The following is an 18,635-nucleotide window of genomic DNA, read 5'->3' on the forward strand; positions in this document are numbered from 1 at the left end:
TCGGCGTCACCAGTCGGCTTCGGTGTAGCGGATCACGCCGCGGATGTTCCTGCCCTCGAGCATGTCCTGATAGCCGTCGTTGATCTGATCGAGACGGTACTGCCGGGTGATCATGTCGGCGATGTTGAGCTTGCCGATCTTGTACATCGATAGCAGCTGCGGGATGTCGAGCTTGGGATTGGCACCGCCGAAGATGCTGCCCTGCAGGTTCTTCTGCAGCAACGTCAGCATGGCGAGGTTCAGGGTGACATCGCTCTCCATCATGTTGCCCATGCCGGTCAGCACGCAGGTGCCCGCCTTGGCGGTGATACCCATCCAGGTGTCGACGTCGCGTCCGTGCACCTCGCCGACGGTGACGATGACCTTGTGGCACATGTGGCCGTGGGTGATCTCGGCGATACTCATCGCGGCTTCCTCGACGGAGGCAAAGGCATGCGTCGCACCGAATTTCAGCGCCTGCTCACGCTTCCACTCCACCGGGTCGATGGCGAAGACGTTGCGCGCACCGGCGATCACCGCCCCCTGCAGTGCAGCGGTACCCACACCGCCGACGCCGACGATGGCGACGTCCTCACCTGGGCGGACGTCACCGCTGCGCGTCGACGACCCGTAGCCGGTCGGGATTCCGCAACCGCAGAGTGCGGCCACCTCGAACGGGATGTCCTTGTCGATCTTCACCGCCGAGGCCTCGTGCACCACCATGTACGGCGCGAAGGTGCCCAGCAGCGTCATCGGGTAGACGTTCTCCCCCTTGGCGGTATGGATGCGGAAGGTGTTGTCCGACACCGCCTCACCCTGGAGCAGCATCGCCCCGAAGTCGCACAGGTTCGCCAGGCCCGCCTTGCAGGACGGACACTTCCCGCACGACGGGATGAACGAGAGCACCACGTGGTCGCCGACCTCGAAGTCGGTGACACCCTCGCCGACCTGTTCCACGACACCCGCACCCTCGTGTCCGCCGAGTATCGGGAAGCCGGCCATCGGAATCCCGCCGGTCATCAGATGGTGATCGGAGTGGCACATGCCCGCCGCTTCCATCCGGATCTTGATCTCGCTCGGTGCCGGGTCCCCGATCTCGATCTCTTCGATCTCCCACGGCTTGTTGAGCTCCCGCAGCAGCGCACCCTTGGTCTTCACTTCACATCCTCCATTCGCCCCGGCACCGTGTGCATGCCGGGAATTCCACCCGCAATGGTGATTTCCCTTGTGAGGGTAGTCACTCGGAGCGAAAAATGAAACGTGTTCTAGTCTGTGTTTCTTCTGAGTCGTGTCGTCGCAGTTCAGCACCTACGAGACACGCCGGCCCGGACACCCGTGGCGAGGTGTCCGGGCCGGCGTGTGTGAACCGAGGGTGTGCGGTCAGGTGGCGTCAGTGCGCCAGACCGGCGTCCTTGCTGCCGTAGGTGTTGCGCAGCGTCGGCTTGACGACCTTGCCGCCGGCATTGCGGGGCAGTTCGTCGACGATCACGATGTCCTTGGGGTGCTTGAAGCGCGCCAGGTTCTCGTTCAGGTACGGCTCGAGGTCCTCGAGGGTCAGGTCGTCGACGCGCTCGGCGAGGACGACGACCGCCACCGGCACCTCGCCCCACTTCTCGTGTGCGCGACCGATGATCGCGGCCTCGCTGATCTTCTCGTGGCCGAACAAGACGTTCTCGACCTCGGCGCAGTAGATGTTCTCGCCGCCGGAGATGATCATGTCCTTGGCGCGGTCGACGACGTAGATGAAGCCCTCGTCGTCCTGGCGGACCAGGTCACCGGAGTGGAACCAGCCGCCGTGGAAGGCATCCGCGGTGCCCTGTTCGTTCTGCCAGTAGCCCTTCATCATGTTGGGCCCGCGGTAGACGATCTCCCCGACCTCGCCAGGCTTGACGTCGTTCATCTCGGGGTCGACGATGCGCGCGGTCACCGCGGGCACCACCTTGCCGATGGAGCCGAGCTTGCGCAGGGCATCCTTGCCCTCGAGGACACAGGTGATCGGCGACATCTCGGTCTGGCCGAAGACGGCCACGTTGATGGCGTCCGGGAAGGTGTCGGCCATCGCGTGCAGCACGGTGTCCGACGCCGGCGCGGCACCCCAGCTGATCACGCGCAGTTTCAGGTCGCGCGGCTTGGCCTGCTGGGCGGCACAGACGGCCTGCCACTGGGCCGGCACCAGGAAGATCGAGGTGGTGCCCTCGCGCTCCAGAGTGTCGAGCATGTCGTTGGGATCGAAGGCCCCCAGCGGGTGGATCACCGACAGCGCACCCATGTAGAACAGCGGCGCCATGGCGCCCAGTCCGGCGATGTGGAACATCGGCGCCACACACGAGCCCACGTCGTCGGAGCGGGTGTGCAGGGCCTGCAGACAGGTCACCGCCTGGGCCTGGATGTTCTGGTGGGTGAGCATGGCGCCCTTAGGTTTTCCGGTGGTACCCGAGGTGTACATGATGAGTGCGACGGTCTCTTCGGGGACGTCGATCTCCGGCAGATCCGAGGCGTCTCCGGCCACCAGATCCTCGTAACGCAGGTGTGCCTCGTTGGTGGTGTCCCCGACGACCACGGTGGCGTCGATCGCGCCCGTCGCCGCACTCACGGCGTCGGCAAGCGGGGCCAGCAGCGACTCGGTGACGATCACCTTGGCACCGCTGTCGGTGACCAGGAAGGAGATCTCGGCCGGGTTCATCCGGATGTTGACCGGCACCGGGATCGCACCGATCAGGTTGGCGCCCAGGGTCGCCTCGACGTACTCGGAACGGTTGAGCAGCAACAGCAGGATGCGATCGCCGAACTGCACGCCCCGGCGGCTGAGTGCCGCGGCGAAGGCGCGCGAACGCTCGTCGAGTTCACGCCACGTGGTGACCTTGCCCATGAACTTCAGCGCCGGATTGTCCGGGGTCATGAACGCATGCCGGCGGATCTGGTTGTTCCAGTGGTTGCGGCGCGAGCGCAACGGTTCGGTCGCGAGATCGCTGCTCGAGTCGAGGGTCACGGTCATCGGTGTATCTCCTTCGTCTGGTTCAGATGTCGAAACGTGTTGTGGGCGGCGGGTTGTGCCGGCGTGGTGTCAGCCGCCGGTGAAGGCCGCCAGCGCGGCCTGGAACTCCGGGGATTGCAGCAGTTCGGTCTGGCCGTCGAGTTCGCGCTCGAGAGCGGCTTCGAATCCGGCCATCGTGTGCGCGTCCAGCGCGGACTTGGTCAGTCGCATCGCGGCCGGGCTCGACGATGCGATCTTGCCGGCGGCCTTGTCCACCACGGCGTCGAGCGCTTCGCGGTCGTCGACGACGGCGGTGACCAGACCGGCCGTGAAAGCATCTGCGGCACGCAGTTTCTCGCCCAGCAGGGCCATCGCGTTGGCACGTGCCCGCCCCACCGAGACGGCCGCCGACATCGAGGCCGCACCGTCGGGCATGAGTCCGATGTTGATGAAGGCCAGCAGGAAGTAGGAACGCGACGTGACGTAGACGAGGTCGGAGGCAAAGGCCAGTGATGCCCCGATACCCACCGCCGCTCCGTCGACGGATGCGATCACTGGCACGGGCACCCCTCGTACTGCCCGTGCCAGCTCTGATCCCGCCGAGATCGTCTGCCGCGCTTGCTCAGAGGTCAGCCCCGAGGTTCCGGATGCCGCATTCTTCGCGGCGTTCTCCGCAATCGAGATCACGTCGGCCCCGGTACTGAAGCTCCCCCCGGCCCCGTCGATGACCACCGCGCGGATGTCGTCGCGCGCCGACCACGCGGCGAGCGTGTCGATGATCGCGACGGTGGCCCCGGTGTCGAGGGCGTTCATCCGTTCGGGACGCGAGATCGTCAGTCGCCCGACACCCCGGTCATCGACCGCGACCCCGACCCCGCTCTCGATCACATCGTCGGTCACCGCACCGTCGCTCACAGCACTCCTCGTCCGTCCCGACGTCGCGTCGGGCCTTGAAAGCAAAACCGCCCGGCTAGGAACAACCGGGCATATCCGTCCCATCAGGCCCCTACAGTACTACCACAATGCGATGCACATCACGAGAATACCCATTAACTTATGTCGAACACACAGTGGCTCTTCCTGGTCTTTTGTGACCTGATTCGCAAATGGTGATCGCGAAGACCGCATCCGGTTAGGCTGGAGCGTGATGACCGCACACCAGGGAGCTGCACCGTCGTCTGAGGCGGCGGCGACCGGCGATGCCGCCGAGAGCCGCCGACGCCGGCCGGCCGCGCGTCGGCAGTTCATCCTCGACGCCGCGGCCAAGGCATTCAGCGCCGGCGGCTACCACACTGTCCGGCTCGAGGACATCGCCGACGCCGTCGGCATCTCCGCGCCTGCCCTCTATCGGCATTTCCCCACCAAGTACGCGTTGTTCGCCGAGACCACCGCCCGGCTGGCCGACGCGCTCGCCGACGCCGTCGGTGCGGTGGGCTGCGGGCATCCCGGCGAACTCGACGATCTGCTCACCGCCATCACCACGACATCCATCGAGAACCGTCGGACCGGCGGACTCTATCGGTGGGAGTCGCGGTATCTCGAGTCGTCTGACGGCGAGCGGGTCCGCGAGGTCATCATCAATCAGCATCGGCGCATCCGGTCGGCACTTCGCCATCGGCGCCCCAGTCTCGACGACGCTGACGCCGACCTGATCACCGCCGCGATGACGAGCGTGGTCGCGAGCCCGTCCACGCATCGCGCCGCACTGCCCGCACGGGAGGCCGAGGCGCTGATCCGTGCCGCCGCCCTCAGCCTGGTGAGCGTCGAGCTACCGGCGCCTGCCCAGCTCACCCCACCGACACCGGTGGGTCTCGTCCCGGCGGCACGCCGGGAGGTGATCCTGGCCGAATCGATCGCCCTGTTCGCCACCCGCGGGTTCCGCGACGTCACCATCGACGACATCGCCCGGGCCGCAGGCATTCCCGCCTCCGGCGTGTACCGCCATTTCGAGGGCAAGGCCGCGATCCTCGAGGCGGCCTTCTGGCGCGCCTCCGACCGGGTCACCGCATCCATCGCCGACGCCCTGGCCGCAGCCACCACCCCGCACGAGGCGATCGTCGAACTCGTCTCGCGATACGTCGGATTGTCCTGCGGCAGTACCGAATTGATCACAGTCTACGTCACCGAGATCGGGCACGTCAGCCCCAAACAGCGCACCGCGCTGCGCAACCAGCAGCGGATCACCGTCGAGGAGTGGGCCACCTGGGTCACCCGCTGCCGCCCGGAGCTCAGCGCCACCCAGGCCCGATTCCTGGTTCACGCGGCTCTGGGCGCGATCACCGATCTCTCCCGCACGTCTCCGCAACCGTCGGCCGCCCGCATCACCGCGCTGGGAACCCGAATTCTGTTGGGCGAGTGAGCTTCAGACGACCACCAGATCGCTGATCAGCCAACCGCCGTCGGCGGCGCGTTCCACCGTCATCTTCACGCGTGACTGATAGAAGATGCCCTCGGGCACGTCCTTCTGGATCTGCGGTGAGGTGAGCGTCTGATCGAGAGCGAGCAGCACCACGTACTTGCCGTCGTGGACCGACATGAGCCCCGCGTTGCCGACCTTCGCCGACGACACCGCGTTGACGGCGGCGCTGCGACGTCGGGCGTCCTGCGAGGCCTGCACATACGACTGGGTGAACGCGGGTGTCGAGATGGCTTCGATACGACGATCGAGGTCACCGAAGTTCGTCGAATCGTAGGTGGTGAGTTCGACGGCGTACTTGCGTGCGGCGTCGATCGCTGCCTGCGAGGTCGGATCGAGGCCAGACGTCGAGGCCGTCGGCCGTGAGTTCGCATCGCGATGGGCGACGGCAAGAATCGCGGTGGAGGCAGCCAAAGCGATCACCAGGACGACCAGTGCACAGATCGCCACGAAGACCTTGCGGCTGCCCGCCACCGTGAACCGCGACGTCCGCGACCCGGAGCCGGCGAGCTTGCGCGGAACCCGATCGCCGGCCGACGCCTCGTCCTTCGACTCCCGTTTCGCGGCCTTCTTCTCCGCCTCGGCCCGGTACTTCTCGCGGTTGGTTCGGTTCGCCTCCAGGAACGCGGCGCCGTCGAGAGGGGTGACCGCTGTGGTCGCCCCACCCATGGCGTCCCCGGCCTCCGGACCTTCGGCGCCTCTGGTCGCGGCCTGGATACCGGTCGTTGTGTCGGTATCAGTCGCGATATCGGTATCGGTATCGGTATCGGTATCGGTCGTGGTGACGTCCACGTCATCGGCGGATTCCCCGGTGTCCAGTCCCCTGGCCGGCACGTGGCGTGACTTCGGCATCACACCAATGTAGCGGCAGCCTACTGTGGTCCACATCACGACTCGACGTATCAAATATATTTGATGTGATACTTTGACCGCGTTGTAGACATCTGCGAGAGGAATCCGGCACCAGATGCTGACCTTCACCGTTGAACAGACGGCGTTCGCCAAGGCCGTCGCCGATTTCTGCCAGCGCGAGGCGGGCACCCGTGAACAGCGCGATCGACTCACCGCCAACGGCGCCGAACTGCATTCGCAGGAGCTGTACAAGAAGATGGCCGCACTCGGCTGGACCGGAATCCTGGTTCCCGAGGAGTACGGCGGTGCCGGTGCGGGCAACGTCGAGATGTCGATCCTGCTCGAGGATTCGATGCGCGCGATGGCCCCGATCGGCGGCATCGGCCCGACGCTCATCACCGCGGCGGCCTACCAGAAGTTCGCCGACGAGCAGCTCAAGAAGGAAGTGCTAACCGGTGTCGTCGACGGTGATTCGCTGTCGGTCTCGATGTCGGAGCCGGAGGCCGGCTCAGACGTCGCGAATCTGACGTGCCGCGCCGAGAAGGTCGACGGCGGCTGGATCATCAACGGCCAGAAGACCTGGTGCTCCAACGCGCATTTCGCCAAGTCGATCCTGCTGATCGCGCGCACCGATCGGACCGGCGCCAAGCACGAGGGGCTCACCCAGTTCCACATTCCCGCGGACACACCGGGTTTGGAGATCAAGGGAATCGATACCGTCGGTGGTCGTGAGGTCAACGACCTCTACTTCACCAATGTGCGCGTGCCCGATTCGGCGGTCGTGGGCCAGGTCGGCAACGGCTGGAACCAGCTGATGGCCGGACTGAACACCGAGCGCCTGATTCTCGCCGCCATGCAACTCGGCGTCGCCGAACGTTCCTTCGCTGACACGCTTGCCTTCGTCACCGAACGCAAGCAGTTCGGCCGGCCGGTCGGTACCTTCCAGGCACTGCGGCACCGGCTCGCCGATCATGCGACAGAGATCGAGTGCACCAAGCTGCTGGTGTACCGCGTTGCGCAACTCGCCGACGAGAACCCGACGAAACTCTTCCCGCGCGAGGCGTCGATGGCGAAGCTGAAGGCCACCGAGGTGTCCAAGGCGATGACCATCGACGCGATGCAGATGATGGGTGGTTACGGATATGCCACCGAGTTCGACGCCGAGCGGCAGATGCGTGGCGCCATCATCTCAACCGTCTACGGTGGCACCAATGAGATCCAGCGCGACATCATCGGCAAGACCTTCGGTCTCTGAGGCCAAGCCGGACAAGACATTCCGGCGCAGGCCACAATTGTCCGAGGAGGTCGCCACGCATCTGCGCGGACAGGTCATGACGGCGGCGCTCCGCCCCGGCGACCATGTTCGTCTCGACGAGACGGCGCAGCGACTCGGGGTCAGCGTCACACCGGTCCGCGAGGCGCTGCTCACGCTGCGTGGCGAGGGCATGGTGAACCTCGTGCCGCGGCGCGGCTACGTCGTGGCCGAGTTGAGCCGCCTCGACGTCGAGGATCTGTTCTGGCTGCAGGGTGAGATCGCGGTGAAGCTGGCCCTGCGTACCGCCGATGTCATCACCGAAGATCAACTGGGCGAGCTGGACTGGTGCAACCGTCGGCTCCGGTCCGCGCTCGATTCGGGAGACGTTACCGGTGTGCAGGACGCCGAGTTCGACTTCCACCGGGTACACAACCACGTCGCCGATGGCCGCAAACTCGCGTGGTTCTTACTGGCCGCCACCCGCTATACGCCTGCCCGGCTCTATGCGACAGACCCCGAGTGGGGTGACGTGGCTGTCGACAGCCATGCGCAGCTGATCGATGCCTATCGTGCCGGCGATCGCGATGGGGTCGTCGAACAGACCCGGCGCCAATTCATCGACGGCGCAACGCGTCTCACCCGACACCTGGAGGCTGCGGGTATCTGGGAATGATTGCGGGCATCTGGGAATGATGCTGCGACACAAGACCACCGGCTACAGCCCGGTTACCGGGGTCCTCGGCCGTGCGGGGGGGCCGAGGACCCACCCCCGGTGTCTCAGATGTTGCCGAGGTCGACTGACAACCATTGCTGCGGGTCGAGAGTGACCCTCGTCTGGGGGCCGTGTTCGCGCTCGGCCATCTCCACATACGGCCCGACCTTCTCCTCGGGCAGATACCGAGCGGCCATCTCACGCAGATCGTCGCGGGTTCCGTCAACGTAGTCGACCACCGCACCCGACACGGCGACGTACCGCAGCGTGGGCTCGACGCGGTCCACCATGAGCGTGAATCTCCCTGCAGCCCGGATCAATCCGAGTTTGCGCGATCCTGTCCCAGTCAGCACCCAGGGCTTCTTCCCCGGCGTGTACTGGTACCAGATGGGGATGGTCAGCGGCGCACGGCCGCCTTCGGCTTCCACCGACAGCGCTGCGATGTGCGGTTCGGACAGAACTGTTCGCGTTCGGGAATCGTGAGTGCCATGGACCCAACGGTACGCGCGAGCACCGACTCCGCCTTGACGCTTTGCACGGACGATGACGGTCAGGTGTCATCGCCCGTGCGGCCACGTCACTGGCTGGTGAGTCGGTAGAGTTCGGCGGCCAGGCGTGTTTCGACGACCGAGGACGGTGGGTGGATCGTCTCGGTGAAATGTAGGCGCGCCGGTGGTGGTCCGTCGTCGGCGGGTGGGCCGTGGATCGCCTCGCGCGCGCGTCGCAGGTTGTGTTCATACAGCGTCACGATGTCGGGACGTGTGTTGAGTCGTTTCGGGTTCGGCGGTGCTCCCGGCCGGTTGTTGCGTCGCCACCAGGTGCGTCCGGCATGCGGGCCGTCGCGGTAGACCCCGGTGGTGAATTCCCCGACTGTGTGACCCACCTTGCGGTTGTGGAACGGACACGCCGGGGCGAGGTCGACGATGTCGGTGGTGCCGCCCTCGGCGTAGTCGAGGGCGGCGTGATGGATCTCCACATTGGTCGCCGGCTGATCACAACCAGGCGCTGAGCACACCTCCCCATCGGTGCGGGCCAGCGACGCCAACCGCTGCGCCAGGGTGGCCAGTCGTTTGCCGCGACCGAAGTACAGCGGAATCTCGGTGGCATCGGCGAAGATCGCCAGGTACGGCTGAATCTGCCCGGCCAGCCCGATCAACTCGGGGATGGGGATGACCGACCCGGTCGCGGTGGTCGCCAACCCCGACTTCCCGGATCAGATCCGCCAGGTTGGCCTTGATGATCAACGACACCGGCAACCCACGATGAGTCTTGCCCAACAGCCCGTCAGCGAACACCGCCGTCAACAGCGCGTTGAGCGCATCGTGGTTGCGTTGGGCCTGTGAACGCGAATCGCGGGCGGCGGCGGCCTTGACCTGTTCGATGTCGGCGTCGTCCTCACCACCCGAGGGTGAGTCCGGGTCGTCGGGGTTGTTCATCCCCGGTTTGGCCCACACCGCCAACATCATCTCCAGCAACGCACGCGTCTGCGGGTCCAGGTTGGCGGTCAGCTTCGACATCTTCTGCGCGTCCTGCCGATTGAGCCACAGATTGCGTCGCCGTGCCCGATCCTTCGCATCGGTCAGCTCACCGTCGGGGTCGAGATGGGCCAGTAGCCGCATCCCCAGCGTGGTCAACTCGGCCGGGGTGTGTTCACGCGCCAACTCCGCCAGCGTCTTCTCGGCGGCGACCTTACGGTCGTGCGGCAACCGGTGCGGGATCTTGTCCAAGATCTCGGCGACCTTACGCACATGCGCCGCCCCGACGGCACCTTCGGCAAACCCGGCAGCCAGCGTCGGATACTTGGGGTCGGACACCTCCCCGGACAGCTGGCGGAAACAGGCCGTCGCCTCCATCTGATCTGTGCGGCGGCCCGGATCCGACACCCGCAACGCCACATTCATGAAGTTCGTCAGACTGCGGTAACCCATTGCGCGGGGCACACCCCGATCCGAGAGCGCCACGATCTGCCGATCCCCCTCGAACAACATCCGGTTGATCAACTGCTCATGGGTACGCGCAACGTCCACCAACTCAGCATCGGTGCACTGCGACACGTCAGCGGCGGCAAGGCGATCGAGCACCCCACCGAGCTCGGCGAGCAACGCCGGAACCACCGACAACGACTGCTCGCCCGATGACTGCCCGTTCAGGCTCACCCCCGGCCCCCTCCGCCCGTCTCTCGAATACATGTTCGATGCTACACAACTTCGGTCGAGTGCGCAACAAGATCCGAAGTAGAATCTTCATGGAGGTCAGCTCGCGCGGAACCTACTGTCCTGCAGATGCTTTCGATCGGACGACACCGACCGCCTGTGGAATTCGACTTTCTTTCGGTCAGGTGAATCCGGAGTCGGCACCTGCCAGTCAGCGGTGCGCCAGTCGTATGTTGGACACCTCGATCCCCGGAGGACATGTGCACGGCACCCTCGTAATCTTTACGGCGACAATGGCGATGGCCCTCTGTGGCGTCGGAACAATCGCGCACGCCACGCGGTGGCCACCTCACGTGGCTGTTCAACCGCTGCGTGGCCCAAAAGGGACGACGTCCACCGAGTGCTACCTCTATCAGGTCACGCAACACGACATCGTGCCCGGCGACACCTTCGGAGTATCAGTCAAGTCGTATTCGGGCGCTTCGGTCTCGTGCACAATCCGTGACATCGAGTCCGGTGATCTGGTTTACAGCGACTCGGCCGGCCCCTACGCGACGGCCAACTGCCTCCGCCACGCCACCGGCGAACAAGACCAAGCCGCGATTCGGCTCGCTGAACTGACGGCGGAAGCCCTGGGGCGACCGCACGCGGGCCATAACCACCTCGCAAAAGCAAAAAACCGCCTGTGACCAGGCGGTTTACTTGCTCCCCCAACTGGACTCGAACCAGTAACCGTTCGATTAACAGTCGAATGCTCTGCCAATTGAGCTATGGGGGATTGCTCTGGCACTTCCGCCCCGCCCTGGTGGACGCGGCAGCAGAACCGAACGCTGACTTTAGCGTATCGAGTGCCGAGAGGACAAAACGCCTGCAGAGGGCGGGCGACGCTCCACGCACCGGTCCGACCTGACGCTCAGGGGCCGATGCCGTGCGGTAATCTCCTCCCGCGGACCATGGCGCTTCGTCAACGGTCCCACGGGGCGGTAGCTCAGTTGGTTAGAGCCGCGGACTCATAATCCGTAGGTCGCGGGTTCGAGCCCCGCCCGCCCCACTCACCCGCGCGACCGCCCGCGCCGAAGTTCGTCGACAGCGTCGTCGCGGTGATGGGCAGGCACCCCCGGACCGGCATGTTCGGCGTTGCGCACGGCGTCGAAGACGAGCTGCCGAACATGGTCGTTCTCCAGGCCGTAGAAGATCGTGGTGCCGTCGCGGCGCGTGCGCACCAGCCGTGACATGCGGAGTTTGGCCAGGTGCTGCGACACCGACGACGGCGCCTTCCCCACGGCCACAGCGAGTTCCGACACCGAGAGCTCGGCGTCGGCCAGTGCCCACAGGAGCCGGACGCGGGTGGGGTCGGCGAGCATTCGGAACACCTCGACGACGAGCGCGACCTGGTCGTCGGCGAGCTCGGGGGCGGCCCGCTCATCGGTGGACATGGACTGATGCTACGTCGGGCCAGTGGGGATGCCGATCGTCGATGACGAAGGCGTGCTCGTGACGCCACCGTCCCCCGTCCGCCGGCACCGCATGCACGAGGTGGTCGACCTCCACGGGTGCATCGTGTTCGTGCACCAGAACGTCGGGATCGTGGGTGGGCCACGCGCGGCTAGCCGTGACGACACCGGCGACGGCCAGAAGCCCCAGCAACCCCCAGGTGGACCTGTACCCCCACGCGGTTGCGCCCCAACCCGCCAGCGGATAGGCGACGAGCCAGCAACCATGTGACAACGAGAATTGCGCGGCGAACACCGCGGGCCGGTCGCCCGCCGAACTCGATCGGCGCAACACCCGCCCCACCGGAGTGAGGACCAGACCGGTCCCGACGCCGATCACCGCCCAAATAGTCCCCACCACTGGCCACCGCCACCCGCCACCGCCCGCGAGCGAGAGCGCCAGCGCCGCGCCGGTCGCGCCGATCAGGATGACACAACCACCGAGCATGACAGCCCGTTCAGGGCGCCGCCGAAGCAGTCCCGGCACCACGACGGCCGCTGCGATCACCCCGATTCCGTTGCAGGCCAGGAGAACTGCCACCGAGGACGCCGCGCGACCGAGCGTTTCCTGCACATAGTTGACGGTGTTGACCATGACGATCGATCCCACCGCCGCAACCACCAGGTTCATCCCGAGCAGGCCCCGAAGACGCGGTGTCGCACGGAAGATGGCCACACCGGCGAGCGCACGGTCGAAGATTGCGCTGCGCTGCACATCGCAGGCGTCCGGAACCCGGCTGGAGCCGACGAGCACCGCCGATACGACGAATCCCACCGCGGTCGCGACGAACAACCAGTGAAAACTGACCACAGTCACCAGCACCACCGCCAGCAATGGCGACAGTAGAGTCTCCATCGTCGACGCCAGCTGCGAATACGACAACGCCCGGGTGTACTGCTGTTCGTCGGGCAGCACATCAGGCAGCGCCGCCTGGAACGTCGGCGTGAATGCGGCCGACGCCGATTGCAGCACGACGACCAGTAGGTACACCTGCCAGACGTGATCGACGAAGGGCAGCGCCAGGACCACCGCCGCCCGCACGGCGTCGAGGCCGACGAGCGCCCGGCGGCGGGGCAGCCGATCGGCGAAGGCGCCGGCGATCGGCGCGATGACCACGTAGGCAACCATCTTCAACGCCAGCGCCGTCCCGAGGACGGCCGCCGCGTTCGGACCGGCGAGTTCGTAGGCGAGGAGCCCGAGGGCGACCGTCGCAAGGCCGGTCCCGAACAGCGCCACGAGCTGAGCACCGAACAGGTGCCGATAGTCACGCACTCCGAAGATCGAGCCCATGGTCCTCCTCGCGCGGTCATCGACATCACTCCGATCGCGAACTACATTATCCGCATAGATACGCATATAGCTAGGTGTGGACGCAGGCGGCACCGGGTGTCAGAAGTCACGACCCGGGTATGTGAATCTAGAGACCATGCACACCCGGTTCGTCGTCGTCGGCTTCGTGATCCTCGCTTTGCTGGCGACGCCGGGTTGCGCAGCGGCGACCCCGGCCAGTCCGCCATCCAACTCCCCCGCTCCGAGCTCCCCTCCAGCGAGCTCCCCTGCCCCGGCGCCCCCGGGCTCACCGGTCCTGCGTCAGCTCGACGCACTCGTCGTGAAGGGCCGGGCGCCCAAAACCGGTTACACGCGAGCGCAATTCGGGCAGGCCTGGTCCGACGACGTGACGGTCGGCGGCGGCCACAACGGCTGCGACACCCGCAATGACATCCTGCGTCGCGACCTGCGCGACGTCCGGTTCAAAACCGGCACACGGGACTGTGTGGTGCTCTCGGGCGTGCTCGTCGACCCGTACACCGGGACAACCATCGACTTCGTGCGCGGTCCGCACTCCTCGAAGGTCCAGATCGACCATGTGGTCGCCCTCGCCGATGCTTGGCAGAAGGGTGCCCAGCAGTGGTCTGCGGACAAACGCCGCGACTTCGCCAACGACCCGCGCAACCTGCTCGCGGTGTCGGGAAACACCAACCAGCGCAAGGGAGCCGGAGACACCGCCACCTGGCTGCCGCCGAACAAGGCGTACCGCTGCACCTACGTGTCCAAGCAGGTCACGGTGAAGTCCCTCTACGGCCTCTGGGTGACCGCCGCCGAGAAGGACGCGATGCGACGCGTTCTGTCGAACTGCTTCACCTGATGTGACGGCGTCCACACCAGACGACGCCGCGTGACATGGTTCCGCTCACCTGACCTTTCGGACAGGTTGCCCCGATACTGGGTAAATCGCCGGGAGCTCAAGGGGAGGCGAACAATGAGTCAGCACATCTGGGGCCGTCCAGGCCCGGTACCGGATCGGTGCGAGGGTGCCCACACCTACGCCGGAGGATGCCGATACAACGCCGACGACCCGCATCGGCCCATGTTCCCGGAGGAACTGCGTCCAGGGGTGCGCTCGGCCGCTGCCTGACCCCGAGGGTTGGTAGTTGCGGATACGCCTGTGTCGCTGATGGTTTCGGCGCGCGGCCGTCGCGACTTCGATACGCACCAGGCTCGTTCCTCGCATGGTGCTACTCAGCTCGGCGGCTTCGCTCAACGGTCGCGGCTCGACCAGCAGCGGGGCGACCTGCTCATCCCGCCTCGACAACGGGCCCGACGGCCTGCTCCAGCAGGCTGCGCCGGTAGGCCTCCAGCGCCACCAGATCACCGAAGACGGCGTTGTAGCCGTCGGGGTCCTCGCCGGGCGCCATGCGCCGAAGTCGCGACTTGATGTCGGCGATCTGGGCACCCACCCACACCTCCTGCAGTCGCGCCAGGACGCCAGAGATGTAGCGCGGGATGTTGTCCTCGTCGACCGGCATGCCCTCCACGGCGAGTTCGGTGACCAGCGGTTCGATCGACTGGTCGTCGACGGCGGTGCGCACGGCATCCACCCACCCGGCACCACCGAGCCCCGACGACGTCCCGCCCAGCGCCGTCATCGCCTGCCGCACCGCCGCATACGCCGGCTCGGTGAAGCACTCCACCGGCAGCGAATCGAAGACCGTGCCGGCGATACCCGGGTACTGCAGCGCCGCCTTGAGCGCCTCCCGCTGCGGCCACAGCCGCGGATCGGTGGCCAGCGGCCGCGCCATCACCGGACGCGACTCACCCTCCGGACGTCCGCGCCGCGCCCCGTTGACCGTGGTGGACCGATCCCGGGACACGCTGGTGCGCTGCACCTTTGCGCCCTCCTCACGTACGCGCGCGAGCACCTGACCGACCTCTTCCCAGCCGACCCAGCCGGCCAGCTGCCTCGCGTACTCGTCGCGCAGGGCGATGTCCTTGATGCGCGCCACCACCGGGACCGCCTCCCGCAGGGCGTGCACCCGCCCCTCTGCGGTGTCGAGGTCGTGCTCGGTGAGCAGCGTCCGGATCGCGAACTCGAACATCGGAACACGCCGCGCGATCAGATCGCGCACGGCCGCATCGCCCTTGGCCTGGCGCAGCTCACACGGGTCCATACCGTCCGGCGCGATCGCCACGAACGTCTGCCCGGAGATGCTCTGTTCACCTTCGAAAGCCTTGAGCGCCGCAGCTTTTCCCGCGTCGTCGCCGTCGAAGGTGTAGATCACCTCGCCACGGAAGTACGAGTCGTCCATCATCAGCCGGCGGATCAGCGACAGGTGATCCTCGCCGAATGCGGTACCGCAGGACGCGACGGCGGTGGTCACACCCGACAGATGCATCGCCATCACGTCGGTGTAGCCCTCCACCACCACCACCTGATGCCCGCGGGCGATGTTCTTCTTGGCGTGGTCGAGACCGAACAACACCTGAGACTTCTTGTACAGCATGGTCTCCGGCGTGTTCATGTACTTGCCCATGGTGTCGTCGTCGAAGAGTTTGCGGGCCCCGAATCCGATGATGTCGCCGCCGAGATTGCGGATCGGCCAGAGCAGGCGGCGCCGGAACCGGTCGATCGGCCCCTTGCGGCCTTCCGTCGAAAGCCCGGCAGCCTTCAGCTCGCTGAACTCGAATCCTTGCGACAGAAGGGCTTTGCTCATCGTGTCCCAGCCATCGGGGGCATACCCGCACCCGAACTGCGCAGCAGCGGCCGCATCGAAGTCACGTTCGGTCAGGTAGTCGCGCGCCTTCTGCGCCTCCGGAGTCTGCAGCGCCGCCACATAGAACTTGTGCGCCGCGGCGTTGGCAGCGACGAGCCGGGCCCGGGTGCCGCGATCGCGTTTGATCGCCGTACCGCCGCCCTCGTAGTTGATGCGGTAGCCGATGCGGTCGGCAAGCTGTTCGACGGCTTCGACGAAACTGACGTGCTCCTGCTTCTGCAGGAAGCTGTAGACGTCGCCCCCTTCCCCGCACCCGAAGCAGTGGAAGTGTCCGTGGTTGGGGCGGACGTGGAACGACGGTGTCTTCTCGTCGTGGAAGGGGCACAGTCCCTTGAGGCTGTCGGCACCGGCCCGACGCAGGGCGACGTACTCGCCGACGATGTCCTCGATGCGCGTCTGGTCACGGATTGCCGTGATATCGCGATCGGGAATTCGGCCTGCCACGCGACCAGTGTAGTGACCGACTGCGGGTGACCGGCGCAGAGCTTCACACCGGCTACCGTCGGTGTGGACCGCACCGGCGAAGGAGACCCGATGACCGACCACCACCACAGTGTCGAGCAGCAGGCCAAGCTCACCAGCGGCCTAGATTTCTGGACCACCAAACCCGAGGGCGGGCTGGGGTCCATCATGCTCACCGACGGCCCGCACGGGCTGCGCAAGCAGGAGGGTGCCAGCGATCACCTGGGCTTGTCGGGCAGCGTTGCCGCCACCTGCTTTCCGCCCGCGGTGGGACTCGCCCAGACCTGGGATGTGGATCTCGCCGAGCGGGTGGGCGCGGCCATCGCCGACGAAGCCCGCGCCCAAGGGGTGTCGGTGGTGCTCGGACCGGGTGTGAACCTCAAGCGTTCGCCGCTGGGCGGACGCAACTTCGAGTACTTCTCCGAGGATCCGTTCCTCACCGGACGGCTCGGCGCGGCCTGGGTCCGTGGTCTCCAGGGCCGTGGCGTAGGGGCGTCGCTGAAGCACTTCGCGGTCAACAATCAGGAGACCGACCGCATGCGGATCAGCGCCGACGTGGACGAACGCACGCTGCACGAGCTGTACCTGCGGGCTTTCCGGCACATCGTCACCACCGAACAGCCGTGGACGGTGATGTGCTCCTAGAACCGCATCAACGGTGTCCCCGCAAGCCAGAGCCGCGAGCTGCTCACCACCATCCTGCGCGAACAGTGGGGCTTCGACGGCGCCGTCGTCAGTGACTGGGGAGCGGTGGCCGACCGGGTGCGCGCACTGGCCGCGGGACTCGACCTCACCATGCCGTTCCCCGGCGAGGCCTCCGACGCCGAGGTGGTGACCGCGGTGACCTCCGGCGAACTCGCGGTCGCGGCACTGCGGTCGTCGGCGCAGCGGGTGACGCGCCTCGTGGAACGCGCTGCGACCGAGCCGGCACCACCGATCGACTTCGACGCCCATCACACGCTGGCCCACGAGGCGGCCACCCGGGCGATCGTCCTGTTGCGCAACGACGGCAACCTGCTGCCCTTGCAGCGCAGCACATCGGTCGCCGTGATCGGTGCACTCGCGGCGCAGCCGCGCTATCAGGGTGGCGGGTCGTCACATGTGAACGCGCCCCGGGTCGACATCCCACTCGACGCCATCCGCGCCTTCGCCGAGCACGAGGTCGGCTTTGCGGCCGGCTACCGCCTCGACGGGCAGCCCTCGGGACAACTGCGCACCGAAGCAGAGGCGGCGGCGCGTTCCGCCGACCGCGTGGTGTTGTTTCTCGGTCTGGCCGACGGTCAGGAATCCGAGGGTTTCGACCGCTCCACCATCGAGTTACCCGACGATCAGCTCGGCCTCGCCACCGCCGTGTTCGACGCCAATCCCGCCACCGTCGTGGTGCTCTGCCACGGCGGTGCGCTGCGCGTGACACCGCTGCGCGCACCGGCGATCGTGGATGCGGCACTGCTCGGCCAGGCGGTCGGATCGGCCATCGCCGATGTCCTGTACGGCGCGGTCAACCCGTCGGGCCGGCTGGCCGAGACACTGCCCCGTCGCATCGAGGACACCCCGGCCCACCTCTCCTTTCCCGGCGAACACGGACATGTCACCTATGGCGAAGGTCTCTACATCGGATACCGGTGGTATGACGCGCGCGACCTCGACGTCGCCCACCCCTTCGGTCACGGACTGTCCTACACCACGTTCGACTATCGCGATCTCGTTGTGTCCGAGGATGATTCGGGGATCGCGGTGTCGCTGGCGGTCACCAACACCGGCGCTGTCTCCGGACGCGAGGTGGTACAGGTCTACGTGGGAGTCGATGACGCGAGCGTCGTGCGCGCACCGCGCGAACTCAAGGCGTTCGCCACGGTTGATCTCGGCGCCGGCGACACCGCCGAGGTGATGCTGCACATCGATCGGGACAGCTTGGCGTACTGGGACATTCGCGTTCACGAGTTCGTTGTCGAGGGCGGCACATACCGGGTGTCGGTGGGGGCGTCGAGTCGCGACATCCGGCTGTGCGCGACGGTCGGCATCGCCGGTGACGACATCCGCGTCCCGCTCACACTGGAATCGTCGATCGGCGAGGCGCTCGCCGATCCTGTTGCGGCCGAGGGCCTTCAATCCATCGTCGGGGCGATGTTCGGTGGTGGGGACGGTGGAGGTTCCGCCTTCGGCGTCGATGTGGCGGCGATGATGGAGTCGGTACCGCTGGGGCGACTCGTCGGTTTCTCCGGGGGCCTGCTCTCGCGCGAGATGCTCCAGCAGATCCTCGATCGGGCCAACGCCGGGCACTGAACG

The 18,635-nt window shown here is 66.5% G+C and carries 14 protein-coding genes, 2 tRNA genes and 2 pseudogenes; 7 read left to right on the forward strand and 11 right to left on the reverse strand.

All coding sequences use genetic code 11. The features are described from left to right. Positions 1 to 6 precede the first annotated feature (6 nt). From GBRO_RS15545 to GBRO_RS15555, 3 genes are all read right to left on the reverse strand, one after another. The gene (locus tag GBRO_RS15545; RefSeq protein ID WP_012834850.1) at positions 7 to 1,137 is read right to left on the reverse strand and encodes an NDMA-dependent alcohol dehydrogenase; all 1,131 of its coding nucleotides are present in this window, start codon (positions 1,135 to 1,137) and stop codon (positions 7 to 9) included. A 232-nt stretch (positions 1,138 to 1,369) separates the two neighbouring features. Continuing rightward, positions 1,370 to 2,974 (reverse strand): fatty-acid--CoA ligase FadD5, encoded by a 1,605-nt coding sequence (gene fadD5 / locus GBRO_RS15550; protein ID WP_012834851.1) that lies wholly within the window; start codon positions 2,972 to 2,974, stop codon positions 1,370 to 1,372. A 69-nt stretch (positions 2,975 to 3,043) separates the two neighbouring features. Next, positions 3,044 to 3,868, reverse strand: a complete 825-nt coding sequence (locus GBRO_RS15555; protein WP_012834852.1) for an enoyl-CoA hydratase-related protein — start codon at positions 3,866 to 3,868, stop codon at positions 3,044 to 3,046. A gap of 232 nt (positions 3,869 to 4,100) precedes the next feature. On the opposite strand from GBRO_RS15555, the gene GBRO_RS15560 reads away from it, so the two are divergent. Then, positions 4,101 to 5,312, forward strand: coding sequence for a TetR/AcrR family transcriptional regulator (locus GBRO_RS15560; protein WP_012834853.1), 1,212 nt, complete (start codon positions 4,101 to 4,103; stop codon positions 5,310 to 5,312). Positions 5,313 to 5,315: 3 nt separating this feature from the next. Here the strand turns inward: GBRO_RS15560 and GBRO_RS15565 are convergent, their stop codons facing one another. Next, positions 5,316 to 6,350 (reverse strand): hypothetical protein, encoded by a 1,035-nt coding sequence (locus tag GBRO_RS15565; protein ID WP_148223280.1) that lies wholly within the window; start codon positions 6,348 to 6,350, stop codon positions 5,316 to 5,318. Between GBRO_RS15565 and GBRO_RS15570 the strand changes: the two genes are divergently transcribed. Both GBRO_RS15570 and GBRO_RS15575 read left to right on the forward strand, forming a co-directional pair. Further along, the gene (locus GBRO_RS15570) at positions 6,337 to 7,476 is read left to right on the forward strand and encodes an acyl-CoA dehydrogenase family protein (protein ID WP_012834855.1); all 1,140 of its coding nucleotides are present in this window, start codon (positions 6,337 to 6,339) and stop codon (positions 7,474 to 7,476) included. The genes GBRO_RS15565 and GBRO_RS15570 overlap by 14 nt on opposite strands. Next, on the forward strand, positions 7,433 to 8,149 hold the full coding sequence (locus tag GBRO_RS15575) for a GntR family transcriptional regulator (protein WP_012834856.1): 717 nt from the start codon (positions 7,433 to 7,435) through the stop codon (positions 8,147 to 8,149). The genes GBRO_RS15570 and GBRO_RS15575 overlap by 44 nt, the downstream gene beginning before the upstream one ends. A 104-nt stretch (positions 8,150 to 8,253) precedes the next feature. Here GBRO_RS15575 and GBRO_RS15580 read toward each other — a convergent pair. The 3 genes and pseudogenes from GBRO_RS15580 to GBRO_RS15585 all read right to left on the reverse strand — a co-directional run bounded on the left by GBRO_RS15580 (position 8,254) and on the right by GBRO_RS15585 (position 10,344). Continuing rightward, positions 8,254 to 8,678 (reverse strand): annotated as a pseudogene (locus tag GBRO_RS15580) (pyridoxamine 5'-phosphate oxidase family protein). A gap of 87 nt (positions 8,679 to 8,765) precedes the next feature. Beyond that, a complete protein-coding gene (locus GBRO_RS27555) occupies positions 8,766 to 9,203 on the reverse strand; it encodes an HNH endonuclease signature motif containing protein (RefSeq protein WP_321573995.1) in 438 nt (145 codons plus the stop codon). After that, positions 9,181 to 10,344, reverse strand: a complete 1,164-nt coding sequence (locus GBRO_RS15585; RefSeq protein ID WP_012834858.1) for a DUF222 domain-containing protein — start codon at positions 10,342 to 10,344, stop codon at positions 9,181 to 9,183. Before GBRO_RS15585 ends, GBRO_RS27555 begins: the two co-directional genes overlap by 23 nt. Positions 10,345 to 10,694: 350 nt before the next feature. Between GBRO_RS15585 and GBRO_RS15590 the strand changes: the two genes are divergently transcribed. Further along, positions 10,695 to 11,030 (forward strand): hypothetical protein, encoded by a 336-nt coding sequence (locus tag GBRO_RS15590; RefSeq protein WP_147290658.1) that lies wholly within the window; start codon positions 10,695 to 10,697, stop codon positions 11,028 to 11,030. 16 nt (positions 11,031 to 11,046) lie between these two features. Here GBRO_RS15590 and GBRO_RS15595 read toward each other — a convergent pair. Next, positions 11,047 to 11,119, reverse strand: a tRNA-Asn gene (locus GBRO_RS15595). Between the two features lie 199 nt (positions 11,120 to 11,318). On the opposite strand from GBRO_RS15595, the gene GBRO_RS15600 reads away from it, so the two are divergent. Next, a tRNA-Ile gene (locus GBRO_RS15600) sits at positions 11,319 to 11,392 on the forward strand. A 1-nt stretch (position 11,393) separates the two neighbouring features. On the opposite strand, the gene GBRO_RS15605 is transcribed toward GBRO_RS15600, so the two are convergent. Together GBRO_RS15605 and GBRO_RS15610 are read right to left on the reverse strand one after the other, a co-directional pair. After that, positions 11,394 to 11,777, reverse strand: a complete 384-nt coding sequence (locus GBRO_RS15605; RefSeq protein WP_012834860.1) for an ArsR/SmtB family transcription factor — start codon at positions 11,775 to 11,777, stop codon at positions 11,394 to 11,396. Further along, on the reverse strand, positions 11,764 to 13,125 hold the full coding sequence (locus GBRO_RS15610) for an MFS transporter (protein WP_012834861.1): 1,362 nt from the start codon (positions 13,123 to 13,125) through the stop codon (positions 11,764 to 11,766). Before GBRO_RS15610 ends, GBRO_RS15605 begins: the two co-directional genes overlap by 14 nt. A 136-nt stretch (positions 13,126 to 13,261) precedes the next feature. Between GBRO_RS15610 and GBRO_RS15615 the strand changes: the two genes are divergently transcribed. Further along, positions 13,262 to 13,981: an HNH endonuclease family protein gene (locus GBRO_RS15615; RefSeq protein WP_012834862.1), complete on the forward strand. Its 720-nt coding sequence runs from the start codon at positions 13,262 to 13,264 to the stop codon at positions 13,979 to 13,981. A gap of 430 nt (positions 13,982 to 14,411) precedes the next feature. Here the strand turns inward: GBRO_RS15615 and dnaG are convergent, their stop codons facing one another. After that, the gene (dnaG, locus tag GBRO_RS15620) at positions 14,412 to 16,331 is read right to left on the reverse strand and encodes a DNA primase (protein WP_012834864.1); all 1,920 of its coding nucleotides are present in this window, start codon (positions 16,329 to 16,331) and stop codon (positions 14,412 to 14,414) included. A 90-nt stretch (positions 16,332 to 16,421) separates the two neighbouring features. Here dnaG and GBRO_RS15625 point away from each other — a divergent pair. After that, a pseudogene (locus GBRO_RS15625) lies at positions 16,422 to 18,632 on the forward strand (glycoside hydrolase family 3 C-terminal domain-containing protein). Positions 18,633 to 18,635: the final 3 nt, after the last annotated feature.

Source organism: Gordonia bronchialis DSM 43247 (assembly GCF_000024785.1).
Lineage (GTDB): Bacteria > Actinomycetota > Actinomycetes > Mycobacteriales > Mycobacteriaceae > Gordonia > Gordonia bronchialis.

Coding starts and splice junctions, on each gene's coding strand:
- fadD5 (WP_012834851.1), bottom strand. CDS start 2,974: ATGACCGTGACCCTCGACTCGAGCAGCGATCTCGCGACCGAACCGTTG.
- GBRO_RS15615 (WP_012834862.1), top strand. CDS start 13,262: ATGCACACCCGGTTCGTCGTCGTCGGCTTCGTGATCCTCGCTTTGCTG.
- GBRO_RS15605 (WP_012834860.1), bottom strand. CDS start 11,777: ATGTCCACCGATGAGCGGGCCGCCCCCGAGCTCGCCGACGACCAGGTC.
- GBRO_RS15570 (WP_012834855.1), top strand. CDS start 6,337: ATGCTGACCTTCACCGTTGAACAGACGGCGTTCGCCAAGGCCGTCGCC.
- GBRO_RS15575 (WP_012834856.1), top strand. CDS start 7,433: ATGAGATCCAGCGCGACATCATCGGCAAGACCTTCGGTCTCTGAGGCC.
- GBRO_RS15610 (WP_012834861.1), bottom strand. CDS start 13,125: ATGGGCTCGATCTTCGGAGTGCGTGACTATCGGCACCTGTTCGGTGCT.
- GBRO_RS15560 (WP_012834853.1), top strand. CDS start 4,101: ATGACCGCACACCAGGGAGCTGCACCGTCGTCTGAGGCGGCGGCGACC.